Annotated in this window: 17 protein-coding genes; 9 read left to right on the forward strand and 8 right to left on the reverse strand. The window is 65.2% G+C overall.

Annotated elements, in window-relative coordinates:
- The first annotated feature begins 518 nt into the window (after positions 1-518).
- The gene (locus PVW48_RS13595; RefSeq protein ID WP_245533090.1) at positions 519-731 is read left to right on the forward strand and encodes a topoisomerase DNA-binding C4 zinc finger domain-containing protein; all 213 of its coding nucleotides are present in this window, start codon (positions 519-521) and stop codon (positions 729-731) included.
- Between the two features lie 246 nt (positions 732-977).
- On the opposite strand, the gene gyrB is transcribed toward PVW48_RS13595, so the two are convergent.
- Positions 978-3,395 carry a DNA topoisomerase (ATP-hydrolyzing) subunit B gene (gene gyrB, locus PVW48_RS13600; protein WP_274581741.1) on the reverse strand — a complete coding sequence of 806 codons (2,418 nt, stop codon included), beginning with the start codon at positions 3,393-3,395 and terminating at the stop codon, positions 978-980.
- A 202-nt stretch (positions 3,396-3,597) separates the two neighbouring features.
- On the opposite strand from gyrB, the gene PVW48_RS13605 reads away from it, so the two are divergent.
- From PVW48_RS13605 to PVW48_RS13620, 4 genes are read left to right on the forward strand one after another with little or no spacing between them, the layout of a single operon-like run.
- Complete coding sequence (locus tag PVW48_RS13605; protein WP_274581742.1) at positions 3,598-4,254, forward strand: ABC transporter ATP-binding protein; 657 nt, start codon at positions 3,598-3,600, stop codon at positions 4,252-4,254.
- Positions 4,254-6,656 carry an FtsX-like permease family protein gene (locus PVW48_RS13610; protein WP_012180013.1) on the forward strand — a complete coding sequence of 801 codons (2,403 nt, stop codon included), beginning with the start codon at positions 4,254-4,256 and terminating at the stop codon, positions 6,654-6,656. Before PVW48_RS13605 ends, PVW48_RS13610 begins: the two co-directional genes overlap by 1 nt.
- Positions 6,646-7,710 carry a lipocalin-like domain-containing protein gene (locus tag PVW48_RS13615; protein WP_274581743.1) on the forward strand — a complete coding sequence of 355 codons (1,065 nt, stop codon included), beginning with the start codon at positions 6,646-6,648 and terminating at the stop codon, positions 7,708-7,710. Before PVW48_RS13610 ends, PVW48_RS13615 begins: the two co-directional genes overlap by 11 nt.
- A complete protein-coding gene (locus tag PVW48_RS13620) occupies positions 7,703-8,263 on the forward strand; it encodes a pyridoxamine 5'-phosphate oxidase family protein (protein WP_274581744.1) in 561 nt (186 codons plus the stop codon). Before PVW48_RS13615 ends, PVW48_RS13620 begins: the two co-directional genes overlap by 8 nt.
- 10 nt (positions 8,264-8,273) lie before the next feature.
- Here the strand turns inward: PVW48_RS13620 and PVW48_RS13625 are convergent, their stop codons facing one another.
- The gene (locus tag PVW48_RS13625) at positions 8,274-9,749 is read right to left on the reverse strand and encodes an alpha/beta hydrolase (protein ID WP_274581745.1); all 1,476 of its coding nucleotides are present in this window, start codon (positions 9,747-9,749) and stop codon (positions 8,274-8,276) included.
- Between the two features lie 97 nt (positions 9,750-9,846).
- On the opposite strand from PVW48_RS13625, the gene selD reads away from it, so the two are divergent.
- Positions 9,847-11,976 carry a selenide, water dikinase SelD gene (selD, locus tag PVW48_RS13630; RefSeq protein ID WP_274581746.1) on the forward strand — a complete coding sequence of 710 codons (2,130 nt, stop codon included), beginning with the start codon at positions 9,847-9,849 and terminating at the stop codon, positions 11,974-11,976.
- 6 nt (positions 11,977-11,982) lie between these two features.
- Here selD and mnmH read toward each other — a convergent pair whose 3' ends face one another.
- Complete coding sequence (mnmH, locus tag PVW48_RS13635; RefSeq protein WP_274581747.1) at positions 11,983-13,044, reverse strand: tRNA 2-selenouridine(34) synthase MnmH; 1,062 nt, start codon at positions 13,042-13,044, stop codon at positions 11,983-11,985.
- 42 nt (positions 13,045-13,086) lie between these two features.
- On the reverse strand, positions 13,087-13,986 hold the full coding sequence (gene trhO, locus PVW48_RS13640) for an oxygen-dependent tRNA uridine(34) hydroxylase TrhO (RefSeq protein ID WP_274581748.1): 900 nt from the start codon (positions 13,984-13,986) through the stop codon (positions 13,087-13,089).
- Positions 13,987-14,089: 103 nt separating this feature from the next.
- Here trhO and pncA point away from each other — a divergent pair, with 103 nt between their 5' ends.
- The 3 genes from pncA (at position 14,090) to pncB (ending at position 18,418) form a co-directional block, all read left to right on the forward strand.
- Positions 14,090-14,692, forward strand: a complete 603-nt coding sequence (gene pncA / locus PVW48_RS13645) for a bifunctional nicotinamidase/pyrazinamidase (protein WP_274581749.1) — start codon at positions 14,090-14,092, stop codon at positions 14,690-14,692.
- Between the two features lie 69 nt (positions 14,693-14,761).
- Positions 14,762-17,047 (forward strand): PAS domain-containing hybrid sensor histidine kinase/response regulator, encoded by a 2,286-nt coding sequence (locus PVW48_RS13650; RefSeq protein ID WP_274581750.1) that lies wholly within the window; start codon positions 14,762-14,764, stop codon positions 17,045-17,047.
- 78 nt (positions 17,048-17,125) lie between these two features.
- On the forward strand, positions 17,126-18,418 hold the full coding sequence (gene pncB / locus PVW48_RS13655; protein ID WP_274581751.1) for a nicotinate phosphoribosyltransferase: 1,293 nt from the start codon (positions 17,126-17,128) through the stop codon (positions 18,416-18,418).
- Here pncB and PVW48_RS13660 read toward each other — a convergent pair.
- The 4 genes from PVW48_RS13660 to rimK are packed head-to-tail and all read right to left on the reverse strand — an operon-like array spanning position 18,415 to position 22,480.
- The gene (locus PVW48_RS13660) at positions 18,415-19,371 is read right to left on the reverse strand and encodes a phosphotransferase enzyme family protein (protein ID WP_274581752.1); all 957 of its coding nucleotides are present in this window, start codon (positions 19,369-19,371) and stop codon (positions 18,415-18,417) included. The two genes, pncB and PVW48_RS13660, sit on opposite strands and share 4 nt — an antisense overlap.
- Entirely contained in the window at positions 19,359-20,600 is a 1,242-nt protein-coding gene (locus PVW48_RS13665; RefSeq protein WP_274581753.1) for an aspartate aminotransferase family protein, read from the reverse strand. Before PVW48_RS13665 ends, PVW48_RS13660 begins: the two co-directional genes overlap by 13 nt.
- Positions 20,597-21,019 carry an alternative ribosome rescue aminoacyl-tRNA hydrolase ArfB gene (gene arfB, locus PVW48_RS13670; RefSeq protein ID WP_012180002.1) on the reverse strand — a complete coding sequence of 141 codons (423 nt, stop codon included), beginning with the start codon at positions 21,017-21,019 and terminating at the stop codon, positions 20,597-20,599. The genes PVW48_RS13665 and arfB overlap by 4 nt, the downstream gene beginning before the upstream one ends.
- 45 nt (positions 21,020-21,064) lie before the next feature.
- A complete protein-coding gene (rimK, locus tag PVW48_RS13675; protein ID WP_012180001.1) occupies positions 21,065-22,480 on the reverse strand; it encodes a 30S ribosomal protein S6--L-glutamate ligase in 1,416 nt (471 codons plus the stop codon).
- Positions 22,481-22,576: the final 96 nt, after the last annotated feature.

The following is a 22,576-nucleotide window of genomic DNA, read 5'->3' on the forward strand; positions in this document are numbered from 1 at the left end:
TGGGCGGACTCTACCTCAAACTGGAGGAAGAAGCGGCTCTCAGATCACTGCTCCGTGGCAAGCGTGAGCAATGCGAGGATGGTCCCGCTGTGCGCCAGACTTCTCGCGATTCGAAGAGGTGACATTGCGAAAATAACCGAACGCGTGTCATCGTAGTCCGCCAGAACCATGCACTTGCTGCGCTGCTGCTATGGATTGCCTCCAGCCCATAGCTGCACCTTCAAAGCGGACATCCGTCTGGCATGGTTTGTGAGGCGTGCAAGTTGCTTCTGACCCACCTACACAACAAACATTGAGTCATTATATCGGAGGTCACAGCCTAACAATCAGGCGGAGGCATGAAGTTGTTGGGATACATCGAAGATCGGTTGCGAGCAAACGCCGCACAATTCATTGCAGCCCAGGCCCAGAAGCATACGCACACCTGCCCGGGGTGCGGTGGACGGTTGCTTCACATGCCTGGCAGCGACGGTCGCGAGTGGTATAGATGCGAGCATTTGAAGCTGTGCGGCAGCCGCATGCCGGCTTACCCGGCCTGCGGTGTCGGCCTTCCGGTCCGTTCCCGAACCAACGGAGATCTGATTTGCGGTGATTGCGACGAGAGCCAGCGGGCCTGCCCCAGCTGCGAAGCTGGATGGCTTGTCGAACGGTGCGGCCGATATGAAGCATTTCTCGGCTGTGTCCGCTTCCCTGACTGTGATGGCAAAGCCAAGCTAAGGCAGATCGCGTGACATCCACGCGGTCCGGCCCGCCAGCGGATCATTGATGGGCAATGGGCATTGCGACGCTGGACAACGATTGAGAGGGGGACCGACGTGAAGGTCCAACGGAAGTGCGAATCGAATATCGCCCAAACCCTTCGCCATTACTGCGTCTCCGGTAAGCCTTGGAGAAACATGAAACTTTCCTCATTTGCGGGCACCCGTGACACGGAAAAATATGCGCGCCACAAAAAATGTCTGCTTCCTTACATGCCTTTAGAAATCCAGGTTCTCCACGCTCAGCGCGTTCTGCTGGATGAAGGCCCGACGTGGCTCAACCACATCGCCCATCAGCTTGGTAAAGATGTCATCCGCATCCGCCAGATCCTCGATCTGGACTTGCAACAGCGTTCGCGCCTCGGGATCCAGGGTCGTTTCCCAGAGTTGATCCGGGTTCATCTCCCCCAGACCCTTGTACCGTTGCAGTGACTGCCCCTTTTCGCCTTCTTCGAGAATGGTACTCAGCAAGGCCAGTGGTCCATGGATGGATACTTCGCGTTCCTTTCGGACTAGTTTGGCGGGGTCTTGATACACGTCCCGACTCTCGGTCGAGACCGAGGCCAGTTTCCGCGCCTCGCCGGATCGCAGCACCGCGCCATCCAGAGTGCGGATCTCTTCAACTCCGCGCAGCACACGGCTCAGGCGGATACCATGGTCCTGTGTAATTCTCCCTTGCCAGCCGCGCTCGTACTCGACCGCCACAAGGTCCAGCCGCGCGGCGACCTGGTCCGCCACCTTCTGGAGATCGGCATCGGCCTTACCGGGATCGAACGCCCCCGCCAGTGCGGCCTGTTCAAGAATTGGCCTCGGATAATGGGTCGGAAAAGCATCCAGGATCCGCTTGAACTGCCGCGCGGCGTCGACAACCCGGGCGAGATCCTTGCCCGCGATTTCCTCACCGCCGGGCAGGCGCAGCACCGCACCTTCGATCCCTTGCCCGATCAGGTGATCCTCCAGTGCGGCCTGGTCTTTCAGGTAAACCTCGGACTTGCCACGCGCGACCTTGTAGAGCGGCGGTTGCGCAATGTAGAGATAGCCGCCCTCAATGATCTCGGGCATCTGCCGGAAGAAGAACGTCAGCAGCAGAGTCCGGATATGCGCGCCGTCCACATCCGCGTCCGTCATGATGATGATCTTGTGGTAGCGTAGCTTGCCAATATCGAATTCGTCCCGCCCGATCCCGGTACCGAGCGCGGTGATCAGGGTGCCGATCTCCTGGCTCGACAGCATCCGATCGAATCGGGCGCGCTCCACGTTCAGGATCTTCCCGCGCAAGGGCAAAACGGCCTGGTTATGCCGCGATCGGCCCTGCTTGGCCGAGCCACCGGCACTGTCCCCCTCCACGAGGAAGAGCTCGGAGTGCGCTGGGTCCTTCTCCTGGCAATCGGCCAGCTTGCCGGGCAGGGAGGCGACATCCATCGCCGTTTTGCGGCGGGTCAACTCCCGCGCCTTGCGGGCTGCCTCCCGCGCAAGGGCGGCTTCGATGATCTTGCCGACGATGACCTTCGCCTGCGCGGGGTTCTCTTCGAACCACTCGCCCAGCTTCTCGTTCACCAGGCCTTCGACTGCGGGTCGCACCTCGGATGAGACCAGCTTATCCTTTGTCTGGCTGGAGAATTTCGGGTCCGGCACCTTCACCGACAAGACGCAAGTCAAGCCTTCGCGGGCATCGTCGCCGGTGAAATTCACCTTCTCGCGCTTGGCGATCCCGCTGGACTGCGCATAGGCGTTGATCGTACGGGTCAGGGCGCCGCGAAACCCGGCCAAGTGCGTGCCGCCGTCCCGCTGCGGAATGTTGTTGGTGAAGGGCAGCACCGTCTCGTGGTAGCTGTCGTTCCACCACATCGCGACCTCGATCCCGATGTCGTCGCGCTCGCCGGTGATGAAGATCGGCTCTTCCATGGCCGACGTCTTGGATCGATCGAGGTACCGCACGAACTCCCGCACGCCGCCTTCGTAAAACAGTTCCGAACGCAGAGGTTCGGCAGGGCGCTCATCCTCCAGGATGATGCGCACCCCAGAATTCAGGAAAGCCAACTCGCGCAGCCGGTTCTCTAGCGTCTTGAAAGAGTAGTCGAGGTTCGAAAACGTCCCCGTCGAAGCCATGAACCGGACTTCCGTGCCGGTCCGGTCACCCGCATCTCCAACGACTTCCAAGTGCTTGACCGTATCGCCATGCTCAAATCGTGCCACATGTTCCTTGCCGTCGCGCCAGATCCGCAACTCCAGCCAGTCGGACAACGCATTCACGACCGACACACCGACGCCATGAAGACCCCCGGACACCTTGTAGGAGTTACTATCGAATTTCCCGCCCGCGTGAAGCTGAGTCATGATGACTTCGGCGGCTGAAACGCCTTCCTCTTCATGCACGCCCACGGGGATCCCCCGGCCATTGTCACTGACCGAGACACTGGAATCCGCGTGAATTTTCACGTTCACCGCGTCCGCGTGGCCAGCCAATGCTTCGTCGATCCCGTTATCGACGACCTCGTACACCATGTGATGCAGACCCGAGCCGTCGTCGGTATCCCCGATATACATTCCGGGCCGTTTGCGAACAGCCTCCAACCCTTTGAGAACCTTGATGGAATCGGCGCCATATTCTTCGGCTACCTGTGCGGTCTCTGCCATGAGAGCCTTCCTGTTGTTTTGTCTGATTTTATACAAGCACTGGTGGGGGATGTCACGCACTTGCAACAATATATGGGGGTCTGCGATCGGCCGCGCCCGTCGGCTTCCAACGCGCGGCGCGCTTCGCCGCATGCCAAGTCCTGCCGGGCTGCGCGACAAGCCCGTACAGGGCCCTAGTTAGGCCCGGGAAGGAGACCGATCCATGGTTCTGCAACTGCGCGGTGTCACGAAAACCTACGAAACGGGCGATGGACCGCTGCCGGTGCTGCGTGGCGTCGATCTCGGCCTGAACGCTGGCGAGACACTTGCACTGACCGGAGAGAGCGGATCGGGCAAGAGCACACTGCTGCATCTGGTCGGGGGGCTTGATACGCCGGATGCGGGGACGATCGAGGTTGCAGGGGCCAATGTCGGAGCCATGGGGGACGAGGCACGCGCTGCCCTGCGTCGCGGCACGGTCGGTGTGGTGTTTCAGCAGTTCAACCTGATCCCCGCTTTGGATGTGGCGGCCAACCTGTCGTTTCAGGCCCGGCTAGCGGGTCACGATGAGCCCGCCCATTGGGCCGATCTGGCCGAGCGCTTGGGCCTTACCCCGTTCTTGCGCCGCTACCCCGAGCAGCTGTCGGGTGGCCAGCAGCAGCGCGTTGCGATCGGGCGTGCGCTTGCCGCCCGACCGCGGCTTCTGCTGGCGGATGAGCCAACGGGCAATCTGGACGAGACCACGGCGGATGCGGTGCTGACCCTGATGCTCGACCTCGTGCGCGAGAGCGATACGGCTTTGCTGATGGTGACCCATTCCGACCGAGTGGCGGAGCGTATGGCTCGCCGCATCCATCTGCGGCTCGGGAAGGTCGCCTGATGCACCGGACCGCCCTTTCCGCGATGCTGGCCCATTGGCGGCGGCACCCGGGTCAGCTGCTGACATTGCTGCTCGGGCTGGCACTGGCGACAGCGCTCTGGTCCGGCGTTCAGGCGATCAATGCCGAGGCACGGTCGAGCTATGCAACGGCTGCCGCTGCGCTTGGTCAGGATGAGCTGAACCAGCTTGTCGACCCCTCCGGCCCGATCCCGGAGGCTACCTATATCGCCCTGCGCCGGGCCGGGTGGGGCGTGTCACCGGTGCTGGAAGGACGCATTACGCGGGATATCGGGATAATCACAATTCTCGGCATCGACCCGATCACCGCGCCCCCCGCGGCACAAATGGTCGATCTGAGCGCGCCGGGCGACCTTGCGGCATTTATCGCGGGACAAGCTTATGCCCCGCCTGAACTGGCCGCGCGCCTCGGGGTGGCGTTCGAGGGGCAGCCTGTCCGTCAGGCGCTGGGCTTGCCCGCCGGGACGCTCCTGATGGACATGGGCCAGGCTCAGCGTGTGCTCGACCGCCCGGACCAGGTCACGCGCCTGCTGTTGTGGCCGGACCAGCCCCTGACCCGGGTTCCCCTGGCCGAGATCGCGCCCGAACTGACCGAGGCCGCGCCGGAGGATCGCGGCGATGTGGCGCGACTGACCGACAGTTTCCACCTGAACCTGACCGCCTTCGGGTTCCTGTCCTTCGCCGTGGGTCTTTTTATCGTGCACGCAGCCATCGGGCTGGCGTTCGAGCAGCGTCGCCCCACCTTCCGGACTTTGCGCGCGCTGGGCGTGCCGGCCCGCAGCCTCGTCGGGTTGCTGGCCGCCGAGGTGTTGCTGCTGTCTTTGCTCGCCGGAGCGGTCGGTGTCGCGCTGGGCTACCTGATCGCGGCAACGCTTCTGCCGGACGTAGCCGCCACTTTGCAGGGGCTTTATGGCGCCAGTGTCGACGGTGCGCTCAGCCTCGCGCCAAGCTGGTGGTTTCTCGGGCTGGCGATCTCGGTGCTGGGGGCCGCGGCGGCGGCGGCCCAAAGTCTCTGGCGGCTCTGGCACTTGCCGGTCCTGGCGCCGGCCCAGCCTCGGGCCTGGGCACGCGCCTCGGATCGCGCCATGCGCCGGCAAGGGCTGCTGGCCGCCGGGATGATCGTGGTCGGGCTTGGATTGCTGCTCTGGGGCAGCGGCCTCGTGGTGGCGTTCGTGATGCTGGCGCTCCTTCTTCTGGGGGCGGCGCTTGCCCTCCCCGTGCTGCTCTCTGGGGCTTTGGCTTTGGGCGCCCGCACAGCGTCTTCGGTGCTCGGCGAATGGTTCTGGGCCGATACGCGGCAGCAGTTGCCCGGCCTGTCGCTTGCCCTGATGGCGCTCTTGCTCGCACTCTCGGCCAATATCGGTGTGGGCACCATGGTGGGCAGCTTCCGGCTGACCTTCACCGGCTGGCTGGATCAGCGGCTCGCCTCCGAGCTTTACGTCACCGCGCGCTCCGAGGCAGAGGCCGCCGAGATGCGCGCCTTCCTCGCCCCAAAAGTTGATGCGCTATTGCCGATCTGGAGCGTCGAGGCCCCGCTGCCCGGTGGGCCGGGGGAGATATTCGGCGTCGCCGACCATCCGACCTATAGAGACTACTGGCCTCTGCTGTCGGCCCTGCCCGATGTCTGGGACCGCGTGGCGGAGGGATCCGGCGTCCTGGTCAATGAACAACTTGCGCGTCGCGAGGGGTTGCGCCCGGGCGATACCATTCCGCTCCCCGGAAACTGGGAGGCGGAGGTCGCAGGCATCTACTCCGACTACGGTAACCCGCGCGGGCAAGTGATGATCGGCCTTTCGGCTTTCGAGACGCGCTTCCCCGAGGCGGCGCAGTTGCGCTATGCGGTGCGGCTTGACCCGGACCGGACCGAGACAGTGATGGAAGATCTGCAATCGGAATTCGGCCTGCCCGCCAGTACGATGATCGACCAGGCAACGGTCAAGGCGTTCTCCTTGGCCGTGTTCGAGCGCACGTTCACGGTCACAGCCGCGCTCAATGTGCTGACACTCGGCGTGGCGGCGGTGGCGATGTTGGCCAGCCTGATGACGCTCGCGCGGATGCGCTTGCCGCAACTGGCACCGGTTTGGGCGCTCGGCCTGACGCGGGCCCGGCTTGCGCGGCTCGAATTGGCCCGTGCGGCGCTGCTGGCCGCATTGACGGCGGTGCTGGCCCTGCCCGTGGGGCTGGTGCTCGCCTGGGCGCTGCTGGCGGTGGTGAATGTCGAGGCATTCGGCTGGCGTCTGCCCATGCACCTCTTCCCGGGCGATTGGCTGCGGCTTGGTATTCTTGCGCTGCTGGCTGCCCTGCTGGCCTCGGCCTGGCCGGTGCTCCGGCTGGCGCGCACCGCCCCCTCCGACCTGCTGAAGGTGTTTGCCAATGAACGCTAGACTGCTTTTCGCTACCCTCTTTCTGTTCCCGACCGTCGCGCTGGCCCAGGGTTTTGCCGGGCTCGGCAGCACCACCACCGACGGGTTTGCGCAGCCCGCACCGGACCCGGAGTTCGATTTCCCCACCGACCATGGGGCGCACCCCGACTACCGGATCGAATGGTGGTACCTGACCGCGAACCTGACCGGCCCCGACGGCCAGGATTATGGCCTGCAATGGACCCTGTTCCGATCCGCGTTGGAACCGCGCCAGACAGACGGCTGGGACAGTCCGCAAATCTGGATGGGTCATGCAGGCCTGACCACACCTGAGCGCCATTATGTGTCCGAGCGTTTCGCGCGGGATGGCAACGGGCAGGCCGGGGTGACGGCCGATCCTTTTCTCGCCTGGATCGACGACTGGGAGATGCGCAGCACCGCCGCGCCAGGTACCGACGCGATTTCCGCCGCACGGCTCACGGCTTCGGGCCTCGATTTCGCCTATGCACTCGACCTGACCGCCCAAGGCCCACTGGTCCCGCAGGGGCAGGGGGGCTTTTCCGTCAAATCCGAAAGCGGCCAGGCGAGCTACTACTACTCGCAACCGTTCTACACCGTGACCGGGACCCTGACCTTGCCCGAGGGCGTGGTGGCGGTCACCGGTACCGCCTGGCTCGATCGCGAGTGGTCGAGCCAACCGCTTGAAGGCACGCAGACGGGCTGGGACTGGTTCTCCCTTCACCTCGACACTGGCGAGAAGGTCATGGGGTTCCGCCTGCGCGACGAGGCGGGCCCGGATTTCACCGCGGCCACCTGGATTTCCCCGGAAGGCAATCCGACGCCTTTACCCAATGGGGCTTTCCAGGTGACCGAGCGCGCCCGGACGCCGGTCGCAGGCCGCGAGGTGCCGACCGAATGGCGGGTGCAGGTGCCGTCCCGCGGTCTCGACATCACCACCCGCCCGCTCAATGCCCAAAGCTGGATGGAGACACTCTTTCCCTACTGGGAGGGTCCGATTTTCTTCGAAGGGTCCCACACGGGGCGCGGCTACTTGGAGATGACGGGCTATGACTGACTGGTATGCGGGGTTGGACACGACGCTCGATCATGTCTGGCGGTTGCTGAGTCGTGCGCCGGTGGATCGACGCAGCCCGTTGCGCACACCCGTCATGGCCACGGTGGGCGCCGACGGTTTACCGAACGCCCGGGTTGTCGTGCTGAGGGCCGCTGCACGTAGTGCGGGAATCCTCGAAGTCTATACCGATAAGAGAAGCAAGAAAGTCAACGACTTAGAAATCAGTGCATTTGCAACTTTTTGTGTCTGGGTGCCGAAAGCTGATTTACAGATACGGATTAAAACGATAGCAAATATCCTTAGCGGGTCGGAGGTTCTGCCTCTTTGGCAGTCATTGTCCGAGCCCGCCCGCCGGGTCTATGGCGGAGTGCCCGCGCCGGGGGTGTTGCTTGCGCATCCCTCGGAGTTTGGTGCTCGGCCCGACCCGGCGGCTCTTGCCCTTCTACGGTGCGTGATCTCGGAAATCGAAACGCTGCATCTAGGGGCCGATCTGCACCGGAGAGCCCGGTTCTCGCGCAATGACGATTGGCAGGGATCCTGGTGCGCCCCCTGAGGTTGGCGGATTACAACGCGAACATCGGGAAAGTGACCCCAAGGGACCAGGCGAGAACCAGTCCCAATCCCACGCCGATGCTGCCCACGGCGCCGCTGCGACGCCCGGCCCATCCCGCCATGGTGCCGAACACCGCGAAATAGAGCAGGATCACCGGCAGGATGATCAGCAGGAAGAACAAGCCCTCGAAATCCAGCGCCACCGCCAGACCCAGCGACGCGAAGAAGCCCAGCTTCACCATGCCCTTGCGCCACAGGGGCGCCCGCCCTGCGCCGCTGAGCCAGGTATCGGCCAGCATGAACGCGACGGCCCCGACCGCGATCGCGGCGATGATCGGGATCCGGCCGGCATGGGGCATGAAAGAGGCGACATAGCGGTCCAGCGCCCCGCCGAAGACGAAGGTTCCATAAAGGGCCAGGGCCAGTCCCGGCACCACTTGCCAGCCGCCCGGTCGGTGCCCGCGCCACAGCAGGTAGCCGCAGGCAATCGCACCGAAGACCAGCAGATGCAGCGCCAGGTAATCTGCCACCAGAACCGGCAGCACCTCGATCTCCACCGGCCAAAGGATCAGGGGCGTTACCAAGCTGGCCACGCCGAGGGCGACCGCGAAATCCCGGCGTGGCAGCAGGGCAGGGACCGGGCCCCGCGGCAGCAGCCCCGCCACCGGCCAGACCAGCCCCACCAGCCCCGCCAGCAACAGCACGATCCACCCGCCCGTCGTTGCCAAACCCGTATCGGCATTGCGCCCATAGCTCCGGTCGAGCCAATCCCGCGCTTCCTGCAGGCTGGTGGCGGAATAGAGCACACCCACATGTTCCACATTCGGGGAGGCCACCGCCCGGCGCACCACGTCGCCTGCCTGCACGGTCTGCCCTTCCTCCGCGTCCGGGTCGATGAGCCGGATGACACGGCGCGCCTCTTCGCGCAGCATCGCCTCCCACGCGCCGTTGATCGCGATCAGGTTTGACGGTTGCTCGGCATTCACTGCCTGGCTGAACATCGAAATCGCCACCGTTGCCGAGACCCGTGGGTCCGCGATGGTTTGCCGGACGATCACATCGGACGCCATCGAGTGCCCCAAGAGCGCCACGCGCCCGTCAACCCCGGGCAACGCCAGGGCGTAATCGGTGACCCGCCCGGTTTCCGACATCAGCAGCTGCGTTGTTCCGTCGATCCGGGTGACATCGCCCGACATAGGGACCGGATTGCGCCCGTGACCTTCGAAATCGAAGCTCACCGCAACATAGCCCGCCTGCGCCAGTGTCAGGGCAAAAGCCTCCATCAGCTGCATCGACCCGGCAAAGCCATGTGCGATCACCACCGCCGGGGCGGGGCCCGCATCGGGCAAGCGATAGACCGTGACCGGCGTCGGGCCGACCGCGTCGCGGGTGATCTCGATCCCTGCGCGCATCCCTTCCAGCCGCCACACCGAGAACGTGACTGCAACAAGCGACAGGGCCAGAACCAACCAGCGGATCCATGACATATTCGGGAGCCTCTTTCTTGCGGCGCTGTAGCCCCTCGCGCCCGCAGGACGGGACTGCTAAGGCCTTTGGCGCGACTATGTAGTGGAGCGGCGCGCGATGCACACCCCCTATCCCTTGACCCAGGACGTCGTTCTGGTCGGCGGTGGTCACACCCATGCGCTGGTCTTGCGGAAATGGGCGATGAGCCCGCTGCCCGGGGCGCGGCTGACCCTGATCGACCCGAACCCGACCGCGCCTTATTCCGGGATGTTGCCGGGCCATATCGCCGGACATTATGACCGCGCCGCGCTGGAGATCGACTTGGTCCGGCTGGCGCGCTTTGCCGGGGCGCGGCTCGTGTTGGGCCGAGCCGAGGGGCTGGACCTCGCTGCCCGGGAAATCCACGTGCCGGGTCGCCCGCCGATCCGCTATGACCGGGCGTCGCTCGACATCGGCGTGACTTCCCGCCTGCCGGATCTGCCTGGTTTCATGGACCATGCTCTGGCGGCCAAGCCGCTCGGTGCATTCGCGGATCGCTGGGAAGCGTTCTGCACCAACCCGCCCCCGGAACCCCATGTGCTGATCCTGGGCGGCGGCGTCGCCGGGGTCGAACTGGCCATGGCCTGTGCGCATCGGTTGGGCGCTACGGCGAAAGTCACCTTGATCGAGGCGAGCGATACGGCCCTCGCGGGCATGAACGCCAAGACCCGCGATACCCTTCTGGGCGAGATGGCCGCGCAAGGCATCACCCTGCGCCTGAATGCCCGTGCCGCCGAGATCGGCGCGGATCACGTGCGGCTCGAGGGGGGCGAGGCCCTGCGCGCCGACATCACCATCGGAGCCACCGGCGCGCGCCCGCAAGACTGGCTGGCGCAGACCGGCCTCGCCCGTGTCGATGGGTTCGTCGCCGTGGATGACCAGTTGCGCAGCCTTTCCGATGATCGGATCTATGCGGTGGGCGATTGCGCTCATATGGGCTTTGCGCCCCGGCCCAAAGCGGGCGTCTATGCCGTGCGCCAGGCGCCGATCCTTTATCATAACCTGCGCGCGGACCTGACGGGACGTGCCCGCAAGCGCTACAAGCCGCAGTCGGATTACCTCAAGCTTGTGTCCACGGGCCGCAAGGCGGCCGTGGCCGACAAGGCCGGGATGCGCAGCTCCGGCGCTCTGTTGTGGCGCCTGAAAGACCGCATCGACCGCAAGTTCATGGCGAAGTTCCACGACCTGCCCGCGATGTCCGCGCCGGATCTGCCACGCCTCCGGGCCGAAGGTGTCCAAGCGGCGCTATCGGGCAAACCCCTTTGCGGCGGCTGCGGGGCAAAGGTGGGCGCGGGGTTGCTGAGCGACGTATTGGCAGGGCTCCCTTCCCCAGCCCGCGACGACGTGCTGTCCCGCCCCGGGGACGATGCGGCAATCCTGCGCCACGGGGCGGGCCAGCAAGTGATCACTACCGATCACCTGCGCGCCTTTGTCGAAGACCCGTATTTGATGACCCGCATCGCGTTGCAGCATGCGTTGGGCGATGTCTGGGCCATGGGTGCGGATCCGCAAGCCGTGTTGTCCCAGATCATCCTGCCCAAGGCCGCCCCGGCCGTGCATGCGGGCATGCTGGCCGAGATCACCGCCGCCGCCAGCGAAGGCGCGCGCGCCGTAGAGGCCGAGCTTGTGGGCGGGCATACCAGCATCGGGGCGGAGTTGAGCATCGGCTTTACCGTGACCGGGCTCGCGCCCGCCCGCGCCATCGGTCTCGATGGGGCGCGTCCCGGAGATCGTCTTGTCCTGACCCGTCCCATTGGCACCGGCGTGCTTCTGGCGGCGGAAATGCAGGCCGCGGCCCCCGGGCAGCAGGTTGCGGCCCTGTGGGACTTGCTGGCTGCGGATCAATCCAAGACCGCGCGCCACCTTGCTGCCAAGGCGCATGCCATGACGGACGTGACCGGGTTCGGGTTGGCGGGGCATCTCGCGCGGCTCTGTGCGGCCTCGGGCACCGGGGCCGAGATTCGTCTGGATGCGATCCCGATCCATGACGGGGCCGAGGCGTTGGCGGCGGCCGGGCATCGCTCCTCTCTTTATCCGGCCAATCGCGCGCTTGTGCCCGACTGGCCGGAGACGACGCCCCGCCATGAATTGCTCTTCGATCCGCAAACCGCTGGCGGACTGTTGGCTGCCCTGCCGCCGGGTGATCCGGTCCCTGGCACCGTGGAGATCGGGCGCGTTACCGCCGATCCAGGCCTACGCCTCGTCTGACCCCTGTCAACGCGCGGCGACAACCGCCGCCAGCGCCTGCGACACCAGCGCGGCGGTCTCTGCCATCCGCTCTTGCGCTAGCGCCCCGTTGCCCAAGGCCAGGTCCCGCCCCTCGGCCCCCTTTCGCCCCCGCCGGTAGAGCGGATCGTAATGCACCGCCATCAGGCCCTCGGCCAGCGCCTCGAATGCGCCCGCCGCGGCCATCTCCTGCCAGGCGTCGACCTGGGCGTGGCCGTGCAGTTTGCGCAAGGGGTTCAGCCGCGCGGCCATTTCCTCCGGCTGATCCAGCAGGTCGCCGTAGCTCCGCGTCAGGTAGCGGGCCCGTTCCGCGCGCGGCACCGACAGCACCAGCCGGGGTGCCTGCCGCATTGCGGACCACAGGGCGGGGGGCAGATTGATCCGCCCGATCTTGGAGCTCTCGGCCTCCACCACCACGGGCCGGGCCGGATTGAGCGCCGCAAGGGCCATCGCCAGCGCACTCTCAAACCCCTTTTGTGCAGGCTGATCTTCGGCATATGCGCCCAGGAGAGAGCCGCGATGATGCGCCATCCCTTCGAGGTCCAGCACCTGCCAGCCCAGACCGGGCAGTAGGTTCAGGATATCGGTCTTGCCCGATCCGGTATCCCCGTCCAGCAGAACAATCGGGCAGGGAAACTCGGCATCATAGAGCGCCGCGTTCACCAGTCGCCGGTAGCTCCGATAGCCGCCCTGCAAGGTCTCGGCGCGCCAGCCGATCTGCTGCAGGATCGCCGCGAAGGACCCGGACCGCTGCCCTCCGCGCCAGCAATAGACCAGCGGCCGGTACGCGCCCGGCTTGTCGGCCAGATGGGTCTCCAGATGCCGGGCCGCGTTCCGCGCAACGAGGGCCGCGCCCATCTTGCGCGCCTTGAAGGGGCTGTCCTGTACATAGACCGTGCCGACCTCGGCCCGCTCCGCGTTCGACAGAACCGGCAGGTTGACCGCACCCGGCACATGGTCCTCGGCAAACTCCGCCGGGGACCGGACGTCGATGATCTCGTCATGGGGCAGGTCGGTCAGTTCGGGCAGGGACGACAGGGCGATGGGCATAAACGTCTCCTAGCGCAGCGCCCCCGGCACCGAAAGCCCGGATCAGCTCAGGTGTTCCTCGCCGCGCGCCCGCGCCAGCTTGATCTGCTTCTGCCGCTCGCGGAAACGGGTACGATCTGCCTCGCTGTATTCGCCGAGGCAGCGATGGCAGGACACGCCGGTTTCGTATTCCGGGCGCGTCTTGTCCGCTTCGGCGAGCGGGCGGCGGCAGGCATGGCACAGCCCGAGCGGCCCGGGCTTCAGCCCATGCCCCACGCTCACCCGCTTGTCAAAGACGAAACACTCGCCTTCCCAGAGGCTCTCGTCCTCGGGCACCTCTTCGAGGTACTTCAAGATCCCGCCCTGCAGGTGATAAACCTCCGGCACGCCTTCATTCAGAAGGTAGTTCGTCGATTTCTCGCAGCGGATGCCGCCGGTGCAGAACATCGCCACACGCTTGTTGCCGAACCGGTGACGGTTGGCCTCCCACCAGGCGGGGAAGTCGCGAAAGCTCGTGGTTTGCGGGTCGATCGCGCCCCTGAATGTGCCGATCTCGACCTCGTAATCGTTGCGTGTGTCGATTACCACCACGTCCTCGGCAGAGATCAACGCGTTCCAGTCCTGCGGCGGCACATAGCGCCCGACCGCTGCCATGGGGTCCACATGGGGCTGGCCCATGGTCACGATCTCGCGTTTCAGACGGACCTTCAGCTTGCCGAAGGGCATCGTTTTGGCCTTGCTTTCCTTCCACACCAGTTCCGCGCAGCCGGGCAGCGCGCGGATTGCGGCAAGGGCCGCATCGATCCCCGCGCGCGGCCCGGCGATGGTCCCGTTGATCCCCTCCCGCGCCAGGAGCAGCGAGCCGCGCACACCGCCTGCCTCGCACACCGCCCGCAACCCGGGCCGCAGGGCGTCCGGATCATCGAACCGGGTGAACTTGTAGAGGGCAGCGACCGTGAACATGGGCGCGGCTATACCGGGTCCGTCCCTGCCTTGCCAAGCCATGCCGCTTGACCCGCGCCAGCGGCCTTTCTACGCAGGTCCGGTGCAGACCCGGAGGTTTTTGATGACCCACGCCCTGATCGTCATCGATGTGCAAAACGATTTCTGTCCCGGCGGCGCGCTTGCGGTGGCCGAAGGCAATACCATCGTGCCCGCCATCAACGCCCTGATGGCTGAGGCCGAAGCGGTGGTGCTCACCCAGGATTGGCACCCGGCGGGTCACAGTTCTTTTGCCAGCAGTCATCCCGGAGCCGCTCCCCTGTCGATGATCGATATGCCCTATGGCCCGCAGGTCCTGTGGCCGGACCATTGCGTACAAGGCAGTGACGGGGCGGCATTTCACCCCGATCTGGATACGACCCTTGCCGACATGATCGTGCGTAAGGGGTTTCGCCCGGCCATCGACAGCTATTCTGCGTTCTTCGAGAACGATCATGAAACTCCAACGGGGCTTGACGGGTATCTGCGCAGCCGCGGCATCACGGACCTGACGCTGGTGGGGCTCGCCACGGATTTCTGTGTGCATTACTCGGCGGTGGATGCGGCCAAACTGGGCTTTGCCGTTACGGTTCGCACTGACCTGTGCCGCGCCATCGACCTGGACGGCTCGCTGGCATCCGCCCGCACCGCGATGCAGGAGGCCGGCGTCCGTCTCTCGGACGTCTGACCAAGCCATGTGCAGAGAAAATTAACGTTTCTCTGCAACACAGACTCCGTTGACCAGTCGGCGGAGGCCATGCCCCAACCCGCGCCCCAAGCGCAGAATGCGCGCCAGAAATTCGAGAACCGGACCAGTGATGAGGGCCGGTTCGCGGCCTATGCGCGGGGCCGGGTCGGCCATTTTGCTGCCCGGCAGGTTCTGACCTTGCTTGGTGCGCTGATCCTGTGGGTTCTTGTCAGCCCGCAGATGGGCCTTTTGGCGCTCGCGTTGGCGTTGCTGGGCGAGGCGGTTGATTGTCTGAGCCTGTGGGTGCTGATCAAACGGCGGAATTTCGGCCGCGGCGCGCGGATAGTGTCAACCGGTACTGCAGCTGTCCAGGCGCTTTCTATCGCGGCCTGCGTCTGGATCGGATGGCATGCGACCGCCGGTCCCGAGGCGCGCTTTTTCGCGGTCGCCTACCTCTGTGGTGCAATCATAAACGCCAGCCTGGTCTTCCCTTACAACCGGCGGGCGACCGAGGCGCGGCTCGTCATTTACATCCTTGTGATCGCCGTTCTTTTTGCCTTGGACGGTCTCCAGGGTCGCGGGGGGCGGGCGCAACTCGTCTTCGACTCCCTCGCCACGGTTCTTTTGCTCTACATGGCGTACTCTTTCGTGTCCTTCGTGCTGCGCAGCTACACAAAGCGCATCAAGATGGAGCGGGAAATGTTGGAGGGTCAGGAACGTCTTGACCGCTCCTATCAGACCCTTCGCGCCCGCGAACGGGAGGCCCGGCACCTCGCCATGGTCGCGGCGAATGCCAATGACAGCGTGATCGTGACCGACCGCGCCGGGCATATCGAGTACGTCAATGCCAGCTTCACGCGGGTGACCGGATACACGGTGGAGGAAGCGCTCGGCCGCACCCCGGCGGAGCTTCTCAATGGGCCGAACACCGACACCGAGGCGATAGAGGCGATCCTCAACGCGCGCCGGACCCATGAGCCCGTTCGGTTGGAGCTGATCAACCGCACGAAATTTGGCAAGGACATCTGGGTCGAGACGAACATCACCCCTATGATGGACAGTGACGGGAACGTGGTCGGCGAGGTGGCGATCGAGCGCGACATCACCCAGGCCAAGCAGCGCGAACAGGAGCTTGCGGCCGCCAAGACCGCTGCCGAAGAGGGCGCACGCGCCAAGGCCCAATTCCTCGCCATGATCAGCCACGAGATTCGGACGCCCCTGAATGGTATCATCGGCATGTCCGATGTCATGTTGTCGGGTCCGCTCGATCCCGAGCATCGCGGCAATCTGCAAACGATCCTCGCCTCTGGCGAGGGGCTCTTGACCATCATCAACGACATCCTCGACCTGTCCAAGCTTGAAGCCGGCAAGATGGAGATCGATCAGGTACCCTTCGACCTCCGCGCTGAACTCCAGGCCGCGCTGGATCTGGTCCGCCCGCTGGCGAATGAGAAGGGGCTGTCGCTGAGCGTTGACGTCAGCGGTCTGCCCGAGGGCCGTATACTTGGCGATCCGGGCCGCGTGCGGCAGGTGTTTCTCAACCTGATGGGCAATGCCATCAAGTTTACCCGGGCAGGCGCAGTGAGCCTGCGCGCCGCCGTGGATACGGGCGCCGCGCCGCCGCGTGTCACCCTCGCCGTGCAGGACACCGGTATCGGCATTCCTGCCGATCGGCTCGACCAGATCTTCGACGCTTTCGCCCAGGCCGACAGTGCCACGACGCGCGACTTCGGGGGCACGGGCCTTGGCTTGGCCATCTCGCGGCAACTGACGCAGCAGATGGGCGGCGACATCACCGTGACCTCGGTGCCGGGGAAAGGCTCCTGCTTCACCATGGAGTTCGTCACCGGGCTGGACGTCATGCAACCGGTTGAGGTCTCACCGCGCATCTGCGCCGATGACGAAGCCGACCTGCCCGCAAGCCTGCGGCTCCTGATCGCCGATGACAATCGCACCAATCGGCTGTTGCTCGGTAAACTCCTCTCGCCGCTCAAGGACGGGATGCGGTTCGCCAAGGACGGGGTCGAAGCAGTCGAAGCCTTCGTCGCCGAGGTGCCGGACCTGATCCTGATGGATATGTCCATGCCCCGGTGCGACGGGCTCGAGGCCACGCGCCGCATCCGTGCGCTGGAGGCCAGCCGATGCACGAACGCACCGGTTCCGATCATTGCCTTGACCGCCAACGCCTTCGCCAGCGACCGGGAGCGGTGCCTCGCGGCCGGTATGGATGGATTCCTGACCAAGCCGATCCGGCGCAACGACCTCTTGACGACTATTGCAAGGGCCACGCGAAATTCTGCAATTGCCTCGGACAACGCTGCCCAACCGCCCCCCCGACACTCCGCCGCGGTCTAGCCGCTTTGCGTCTGCGGTGCCGATCCGTTATCACGAGAGCGGAAGTCTCAGCGACTGGGCTGTGAGGGAGACGGGCTTTTGGTCGATATCGCTGAGCGGGTCTACAATCATAACTGGAAAATCGATCCGATTGTCCGGTCCCTGATCGATACCGATTTCTACAAGTTGCTGATGTGCCAGTCGGTGTTCCGCAACCGCCCGGACACCCGCGTTACCTTCAGCCTCATCAATCGCTCCACCGACATTCGACTGGCCGAGCTGATCGACGAAGGCGAGCTGCGCGAACAGCTCGACCATATTCGTTCCCTTTCGCTCAGCCGCGGCGAATCCACCTGGCTGCGCGGCAACATGTTCTATGGCAAGCGCCAGATGTTCCGCTCCGATTTCATGGAGTGGTTCGAGGGCATGCGCCTGCCGCCCTACACCCTGACCAAGCGCGACGGGCAGTATGAGCTGACCTTCGAAGGGCAGTGGCACGAGGTCATGCTCTGGGAAATTCCCGCCCTCGCCATTTTGATGGAGCTGCGCTCCCGCGCGGTTCTCCGCGACATGGGCAAGTTCGAGTTGCAGGTGCTTTATGCCCGCGCCATGACCCGCCTGTGGGAGAAGGTCGAACGTCTGCGCGAAATTCCAAACTTGCGCTTGGCGGATTTCGGCACAAGACGGCGACATTCCTTCATGTGGCAGGACCGCTGCGTGCAGGCCATGATCGAGGGTCTCGGACAGAAATTCGTGGGCACCTCCAACTGCCTGATCGCCATGCGCCGGGAGGTCGAAGCAATCGGCACGAACGCACATGAGCTGCCCATGGTCTACTCAGCTCTCGCCGACAGCGACGCGGAACTGCGCGAGGCCCCCTACCAGGTACTTGCCGACTGGCACGAGGAGCACGAGGGCAACCTGCGCATCATCCTGCCCGACACCTATGGCACCGAAGGCTTTCTTGCCGAGGCGCCGGACTGGCTCACGGGCTGGACGGGTATCCGCATCGACAGTGGCGATCCCGCGACCGGCGCCGAGCGCGCCATTGCCTGGTGGCGGTCCCGGGGTGAGGATCCGCGTGAAAAGCTGATTATCTTCTCCGACGGGCTCGATGTGGACAAGATCGCCGAGCTGCAGGTCCAGTTTTCTGGGCGGGTCCGGGTGTCCTTCGGGTGGGGCACATTGCTGACCAACGATTTTCGCGGGTTGGTGGAGGGGGATGGGCTCGCGCCCTTCTCGCTGGTCTGCAAGGCGGTCAGCGCCAATGGCCGCCCGACCGTCAAGCTTAGCGACAATCCCAACAAGGCCATGGGTCCGGCCGACGAGGTTGCGCGTTACAAGCGTGTCTTCGGCCTCGGTGCGCAAGTTCCGCAAGAGGTGATCGTCTAGCCCGCGAGTATATCGCGCTTGGCCAGAACCGCCTCGGCTGCCCGCAATGCCCGTGCCTTGTAGAGATGCAGTTTCGGGTGGCTTGCGGCAAAGCGGGGTCCGACCCATGCCAGGGCACAACAGCTGCGCAACATGGAAAAGACCGGCAAACAGGCGAGTTCCGCCTCGGACAGGGCGGATACCTCTGCATACCCGCCCACGATCGACTGCCGGAGCACAGGCAAGGCCGGATCATCGAGGCTTTGTGTCAGGGCCACGGCGATGTCGTAGGCTCGGAACCCCGGTCCGCAGTCGTCAAAATCGATCAGCGCCAGCCCTGTTTTGGTGACGAACACGTTCTCGCGCAGAGGGTCGGCGTGCACCATGCCGCGGATCAGCTCTCCCCCGGCGTCGCCCAAGATCCCGCGCGCATGGTTCCGCGCCCGGATCATCAGGGCGGCCTCTGCCGAAGACAAGCACGGGCTTTCCCAATATCGCCCCCAGATCGGATCCGGCCCGGTCAAACCGTCGAGATCCCAGGCCGGTCGTGCCGAGCCGACCCCGCCGAGACCGGCGGCGGCCTGGTGCATCTGCGCGAGGGTTGCGCCAAGTTCCGCATAAAGCCGCGGTGCCTCCGGCGGGAGATCCTGGTCGCCTGCCCCCAAGGGCGCCCCCGCAACCCAACTGACAACGCTGACCACCTGCCCGTCCTGCCCGTGCCAAAGCCAGTCCCCCGCCAAGGTCGGTACCCCGCGCGGACAGGCGATGCCTGCCCCCGCCAACCCGGCGCAAAAAGCCAGCTCTTCGGCGATCTCCGCCGCTGTCTTGTAGCCGGGTCGATGCACCCGCAGTGCTGCCCGTGCCCCATCGGGCAAGCGCACGGCGAACACCGCGTTCTCCCGGTGGCTGAGCAATTCCGGCGTCCCGACGCACCCCCAGGCCGCTTGGGCCTCTGTTGCGATCAGCGCGGGCATGCGTCGAACGCCGCTTGCAACACGTCGCCCAGCCGGTCGCCATGCTCTGGCGCAAAGGGCAGGGGCGGGCGGATTTTCAGGATATGCATGTCGCGCCCGATCCGGTTGATCAAAACGCTGCGCCGCTTGGCTTCTTCGGTCACGGCCGCCGCGAGGGCCGTGTTGGGAGCCCCGTCTGTATCGACAAGATCCAAGGCGAAGGCCAGACCGTGTCCCCGGACACCGTCAATCGCCGGGTGGCGCAGCGCCTGGAGCCTTTCAAGCGTGTATCGCCCGACCCGTTTCGCGTTCTCGACCAGCCCTTCGTCTTCCAGCACATCCAGAACCGCCATGGCCGCCGCGGCCGCGACGGGCGAGCCGCCGAAGGTATTGAAATAGCCGAATGCCTCCCGGAACGCGCCCATGATCTCTGCCCGCGCCACCACCCCCGCAACCGGGTAGCCATTGCCCATGGATTTGCCCAATGTCACGATATCGGGCGCGATGCCCAGCGCCCGATACCCCCAGAACACATCGCCCAGCCGCCCGAAGCCCGGCTGCACCTCGTCGGAAATCAGCAGCCCGCCACGGGTCCGCAGTGCCGCTACCGCCGGGTCGAGAAACCCGCGCGGCAGACAGGGTAGCCCCTCGTTTGCAAAGATCGGGCAAACGATCAGGGCGGCAACCCCATGCCCGGCGGTCTCCAACTCGGCGGCAGCCCGCGCGACATGGGCCCCGAAGGCCGCGCCATCGGTTCCCGGCTCCGGCGCGGGCACCAGTCGCACATGGTCCGGATAGCCCCCGATGGGCGGGCGCCTGGTGCTCAGCTGCGCCACGGCAGTGGTGTTGCCGTGATAGGTGTTGTCGGTGGCAATCAACCCGGTTTTGCCCGTGGCCGCGCGCGCCATCCGCAGCGCCACATCCACCGCTTCGGACCCAGTGCAGACCAGCAGCGCCTGATCGAGCCCGTTGTCCATGGTCCCGGTCAGCCGTTCGATATAGTCGAGCACCCCCTCGTGCAGGTACCGCGTATGGGTGTTGAGCACCCGGGCCTGCCGGGCGATCGCGTCGACCACTCGGGGATGACAATGCCCCACATGGGGCACGTTGTTGTAACAATCGAGGTACCGACGCCCCCCTGCGTCCCAGAGCCAGACGCCTTCACCCCGCACGATATGCAAGGGCGGGTCGTAGAAGGTCGGCACATTCGGCCCCATCAGGCGCGCGCGCCGCTTCAGCAGATCGCTCATTCGCCGTCCTGTACCTTGCCGCGCAGGGCCTTGACCTGCCCGCGCTGGGTCTTGGCCGCCAGCCGTCGCCGTTTCGAGCCGAGCGTGGGCTTGGTCGGGATCCGCCGCACAGGTCGCTTCAGGGCCTCCCGGATCAACTCCGCCAGCCGGTCCCGGGCAATCTCGCGGTTACGCACCTGGCTGCGGGTCTCGTCCACCTGCAGCACCACAGCCCCGTCCTTGGTCCAGCGCCGCCCGGCCAGCCGTCGCAATCGTCCTTTCACCGGGTCGGGCAGGTTGGGGCTCCGCGCGGCTTCGAAGCGCAACTCGACCGCGGAGGACACCTTGTTCACGTTCTGCCCGCCCGGGCCCGAAGCCCGCATGAAGCTTTCGGACATCTCCCAGTCCTCCAAGGTTATCGTATCGCTGATCCTGAGCATCGTCTCCGCCGTCAAGCTTGCCTTACGATACGCAATCCCGCCCACTCAGGCGAGCCGCTTGCCGGATTTCGGCTTGCGGAGTCCGCCTTCGCGTAACTGTGCCAAGGGACGGACCTGCGCCTCCAGATGCATGATCATCATTGTGGCGATATCCTTGCCCGTGGCGGTCTCGATCCCCTGCAACCCAGGGGAGGAGTTCACCTCCAGGACCTTCGGCCCGTCCGAGCTCTGCAAGATATCCACGCCGGCGACCTGCAACCCCAATTCCCGCGCCGCACGTCTTGCCACGTCGCGTTCGGCCTTGGTCAGGCGCACGGATTTCGCCGACCCGCCCCGGTGCAGGTTCGACCGAAACTCGCCTTCCGCCGCGGTGCGCTTGATGCCGCCCACGACCTTGCCGCCCACCACGAAACATCGCAGGTCCGAACCCGCAGCCTCGGCCACGAATTCCTGCACCAGGAAACTCGCGTTCAGCCCCCGGAAGGCGTCGATCAGGCTTTCGCCCGCCTTGCGCGTCTCGGCCAGAACGACCCCGCGCCCCTGCGTACTTTCCAGCAGCTTGACCACCAGCGGCGTACCCCCCGCCAACCCGACCAGATCCTTGGTATCCTTGGGTGAGGCGGCGAAGGCGGTCACCGGCATCCGGATCTGCGCCTGGGACAGGATCTGATGTGCGAGCAGCTTGTCCCGTGACCGCCCGATCGCATCGGCCGAATTCAGGCAGTAGGCCCCGGTCCCTTTGAACTGTCGCAGCACCGCCATGCCGTACGAGGTGACCGAGGCCCCGATCCGCGGGATCACCGCATCGAACCGGGGCAGGACCTTGCCGTCATAATGGATTTCCGGCGCGACGCCGCCAATCCGCATGTAGCAGCGCGTGGTGTCGATGGTCTCGATCACGTGGCCGCGCGCTTCAGCGGCCTCGATCAATCGCTTGCTGGAATAGTTGTCGGGCTCCCGGGTCAGCAGGGCGATGCGCAGGGGGCGCTTGGTCGGCCGTTTGCGCGGGATCGCCTTGTAGAGATCGAAGCTCAACTCCGGCTGCACGAACGAACTGTTGGGGTCGACTTGCATGCCTTCGGTGATCGAGGTTCGGCCCAACAACATCCGGTAGGCCATCTGGTCCCGGTTCGTCAGGGTCATCTCCACCGGCCATCGCCGGTCGCCGATCTGCAACTCGGTCTGGATGACAAAGCGCAACTCCGTCTCGCCGTTCGAACTGGTCACGTTGCGCCGATCCGTCACCGGGGCGGAACAGGTGATCTCCAGCCCCGGGTTGTCCGGATCAGGCTGGATCAGGAACCGCACTTGCGGAGCATCCGGCGGCCCGAACGGCTCGATCACCGACGCATGCAGCGCCGAGGTCCGCGCGCCGGTATCCACCTTCGCCTTCAGTGCAGGCAGGCCAAGTCCCGGCGCGCTCACCCATTCTTCCCATCCCAGGATGATCGTTTCGGACATGACACCGCTCCGTTGCCTGGTCGCACAGTGCTGCGCGCCCTCCGGGGTTGCAAACCGCATTTCGGGACATGTCACAAGGTCGAAAAGGCCCGTATT

The sequence above is a fragment of the Dinoroseobacter sp. PD6 genome, from assembly GCF_028807315.1.
In the GTDB taxonomy this organism is placed as follows: domain Bacteria; phylum Pseudomonadota; class Alphaproteobacteria; order Rhodobacterales; family Rhodobacteraceae; genus Dinoroseobacter; species Dinoroseobacter shibae.

Bases quoted from the DNA above. Each gene is read 5' to 3' on its own strand.
- PVW48_RS13595 (WP_245533090.1), top strand. From the start codon at position 519: ATGCCGGCTTACCCGGCCTGCGGTGTCGGCCTTCCGGTCCGTTCCCGA.
- gyrB (WP_274581741.1), bottom strand. From the start codon at position 3,395: ATGGCAGAGACCGCACAGGTAGCCGAAGAATATGGCGCCGATTCCATC.
- PVW48_RS13605 (WP_274581742.1), top strand. From the start codon at position 3,598: ATGGTTCTGCAACTGCGCGGTGTCACGAAAACCTACGAAACGGGCGAT.
- PVW48_RS13610 (WP_012180013.1), top strand. From the start codon at position 4,254: ATGCACCGGACCGCCCTTTCCGCGATGCTGGCCCATTGGCGGCGGCAC.
- PVW48_RS13615 (WP_274581743.1), top strand. From the start codon at position 6,646: ATGAACGCTAGACTGCTTTTCGCTACCCTCTTTCTGTTCCCGACCGTC.
- PVW48_RS13620 (WP_274581744.1), top strand. From the start codon at position 7,703: ATGACTGACTGGTATGCGGGGTTGGACACGACGCTCGATCATGTCTGG.
- PVW48_RS13625 (WP_274581745.1), bottom strand. From the start codon at position 9,749: ATGTCATGGATCCGCTGGTTGGTTCTGGCCCTGTCGCTTGTTGCAGTC.
- selD (WP_274581746.1), top strand. From the start codon at position 9,847: ATGCACACCCCCTATCCCTTGACCCAGGACGTCGTTCTGGTCGGCGGT.
- mnmH (WP_274581747.1), bottom strand. From the start codon at position 13,044: ATGCCCATCGCCCTGTCGTCCCTGCCCGAACTGACCGACCTGCCCCAT.
- trhO (WP_274581748.1), bottom strand. From the start codon at position 13,986: ATGTTCACGGTCGCTGCCCTCTACAAGTTCACCCGGTTCGATGATCCG.
- pncA (WP_274581749.1), top strand. From the start codon at position 14,090: ATGACCCACGCCCTGATCGTCATCGATGTGCAAAACGATTTCTGTCCC.
- PVW48_RS13650 (WP_274581750.1), top strand. From the start codon at position 14,762: ATGCCCCAACCCGCGCCCCAAGCGCAGAATGCGCGCCAGAAATTCGAG.
- PVW48_RS13660 (WP_274581752.1), bottom strand. From the start codon at position 19,371: ATGCCCGCGCTGATCGCAACAGAGGCCCAAGCGGCCTGGGGGTGCGTC.
- PVW48_RS13665 (WP_274581753.1), bottom strand. From the start codon at position 20,600: ATGAGCGATCTGCTGAAGCGGCGCGCGCGCCTGATGGGGCCGAATGTG.
- arfB (WP_012180002.1), bottom strand. From the start codon at position 21,019: ATGCTCAGGATCAGCGATACGATAACCTTGGAGGACTGGGAGATGTCC.
- rimK (WP_012180001.1), bottom strand. From the start codon at position 22,480: ATGTCCGAAACGATCATCCTGGGATGGGAAGAATGGGTGAGCGCGCCG.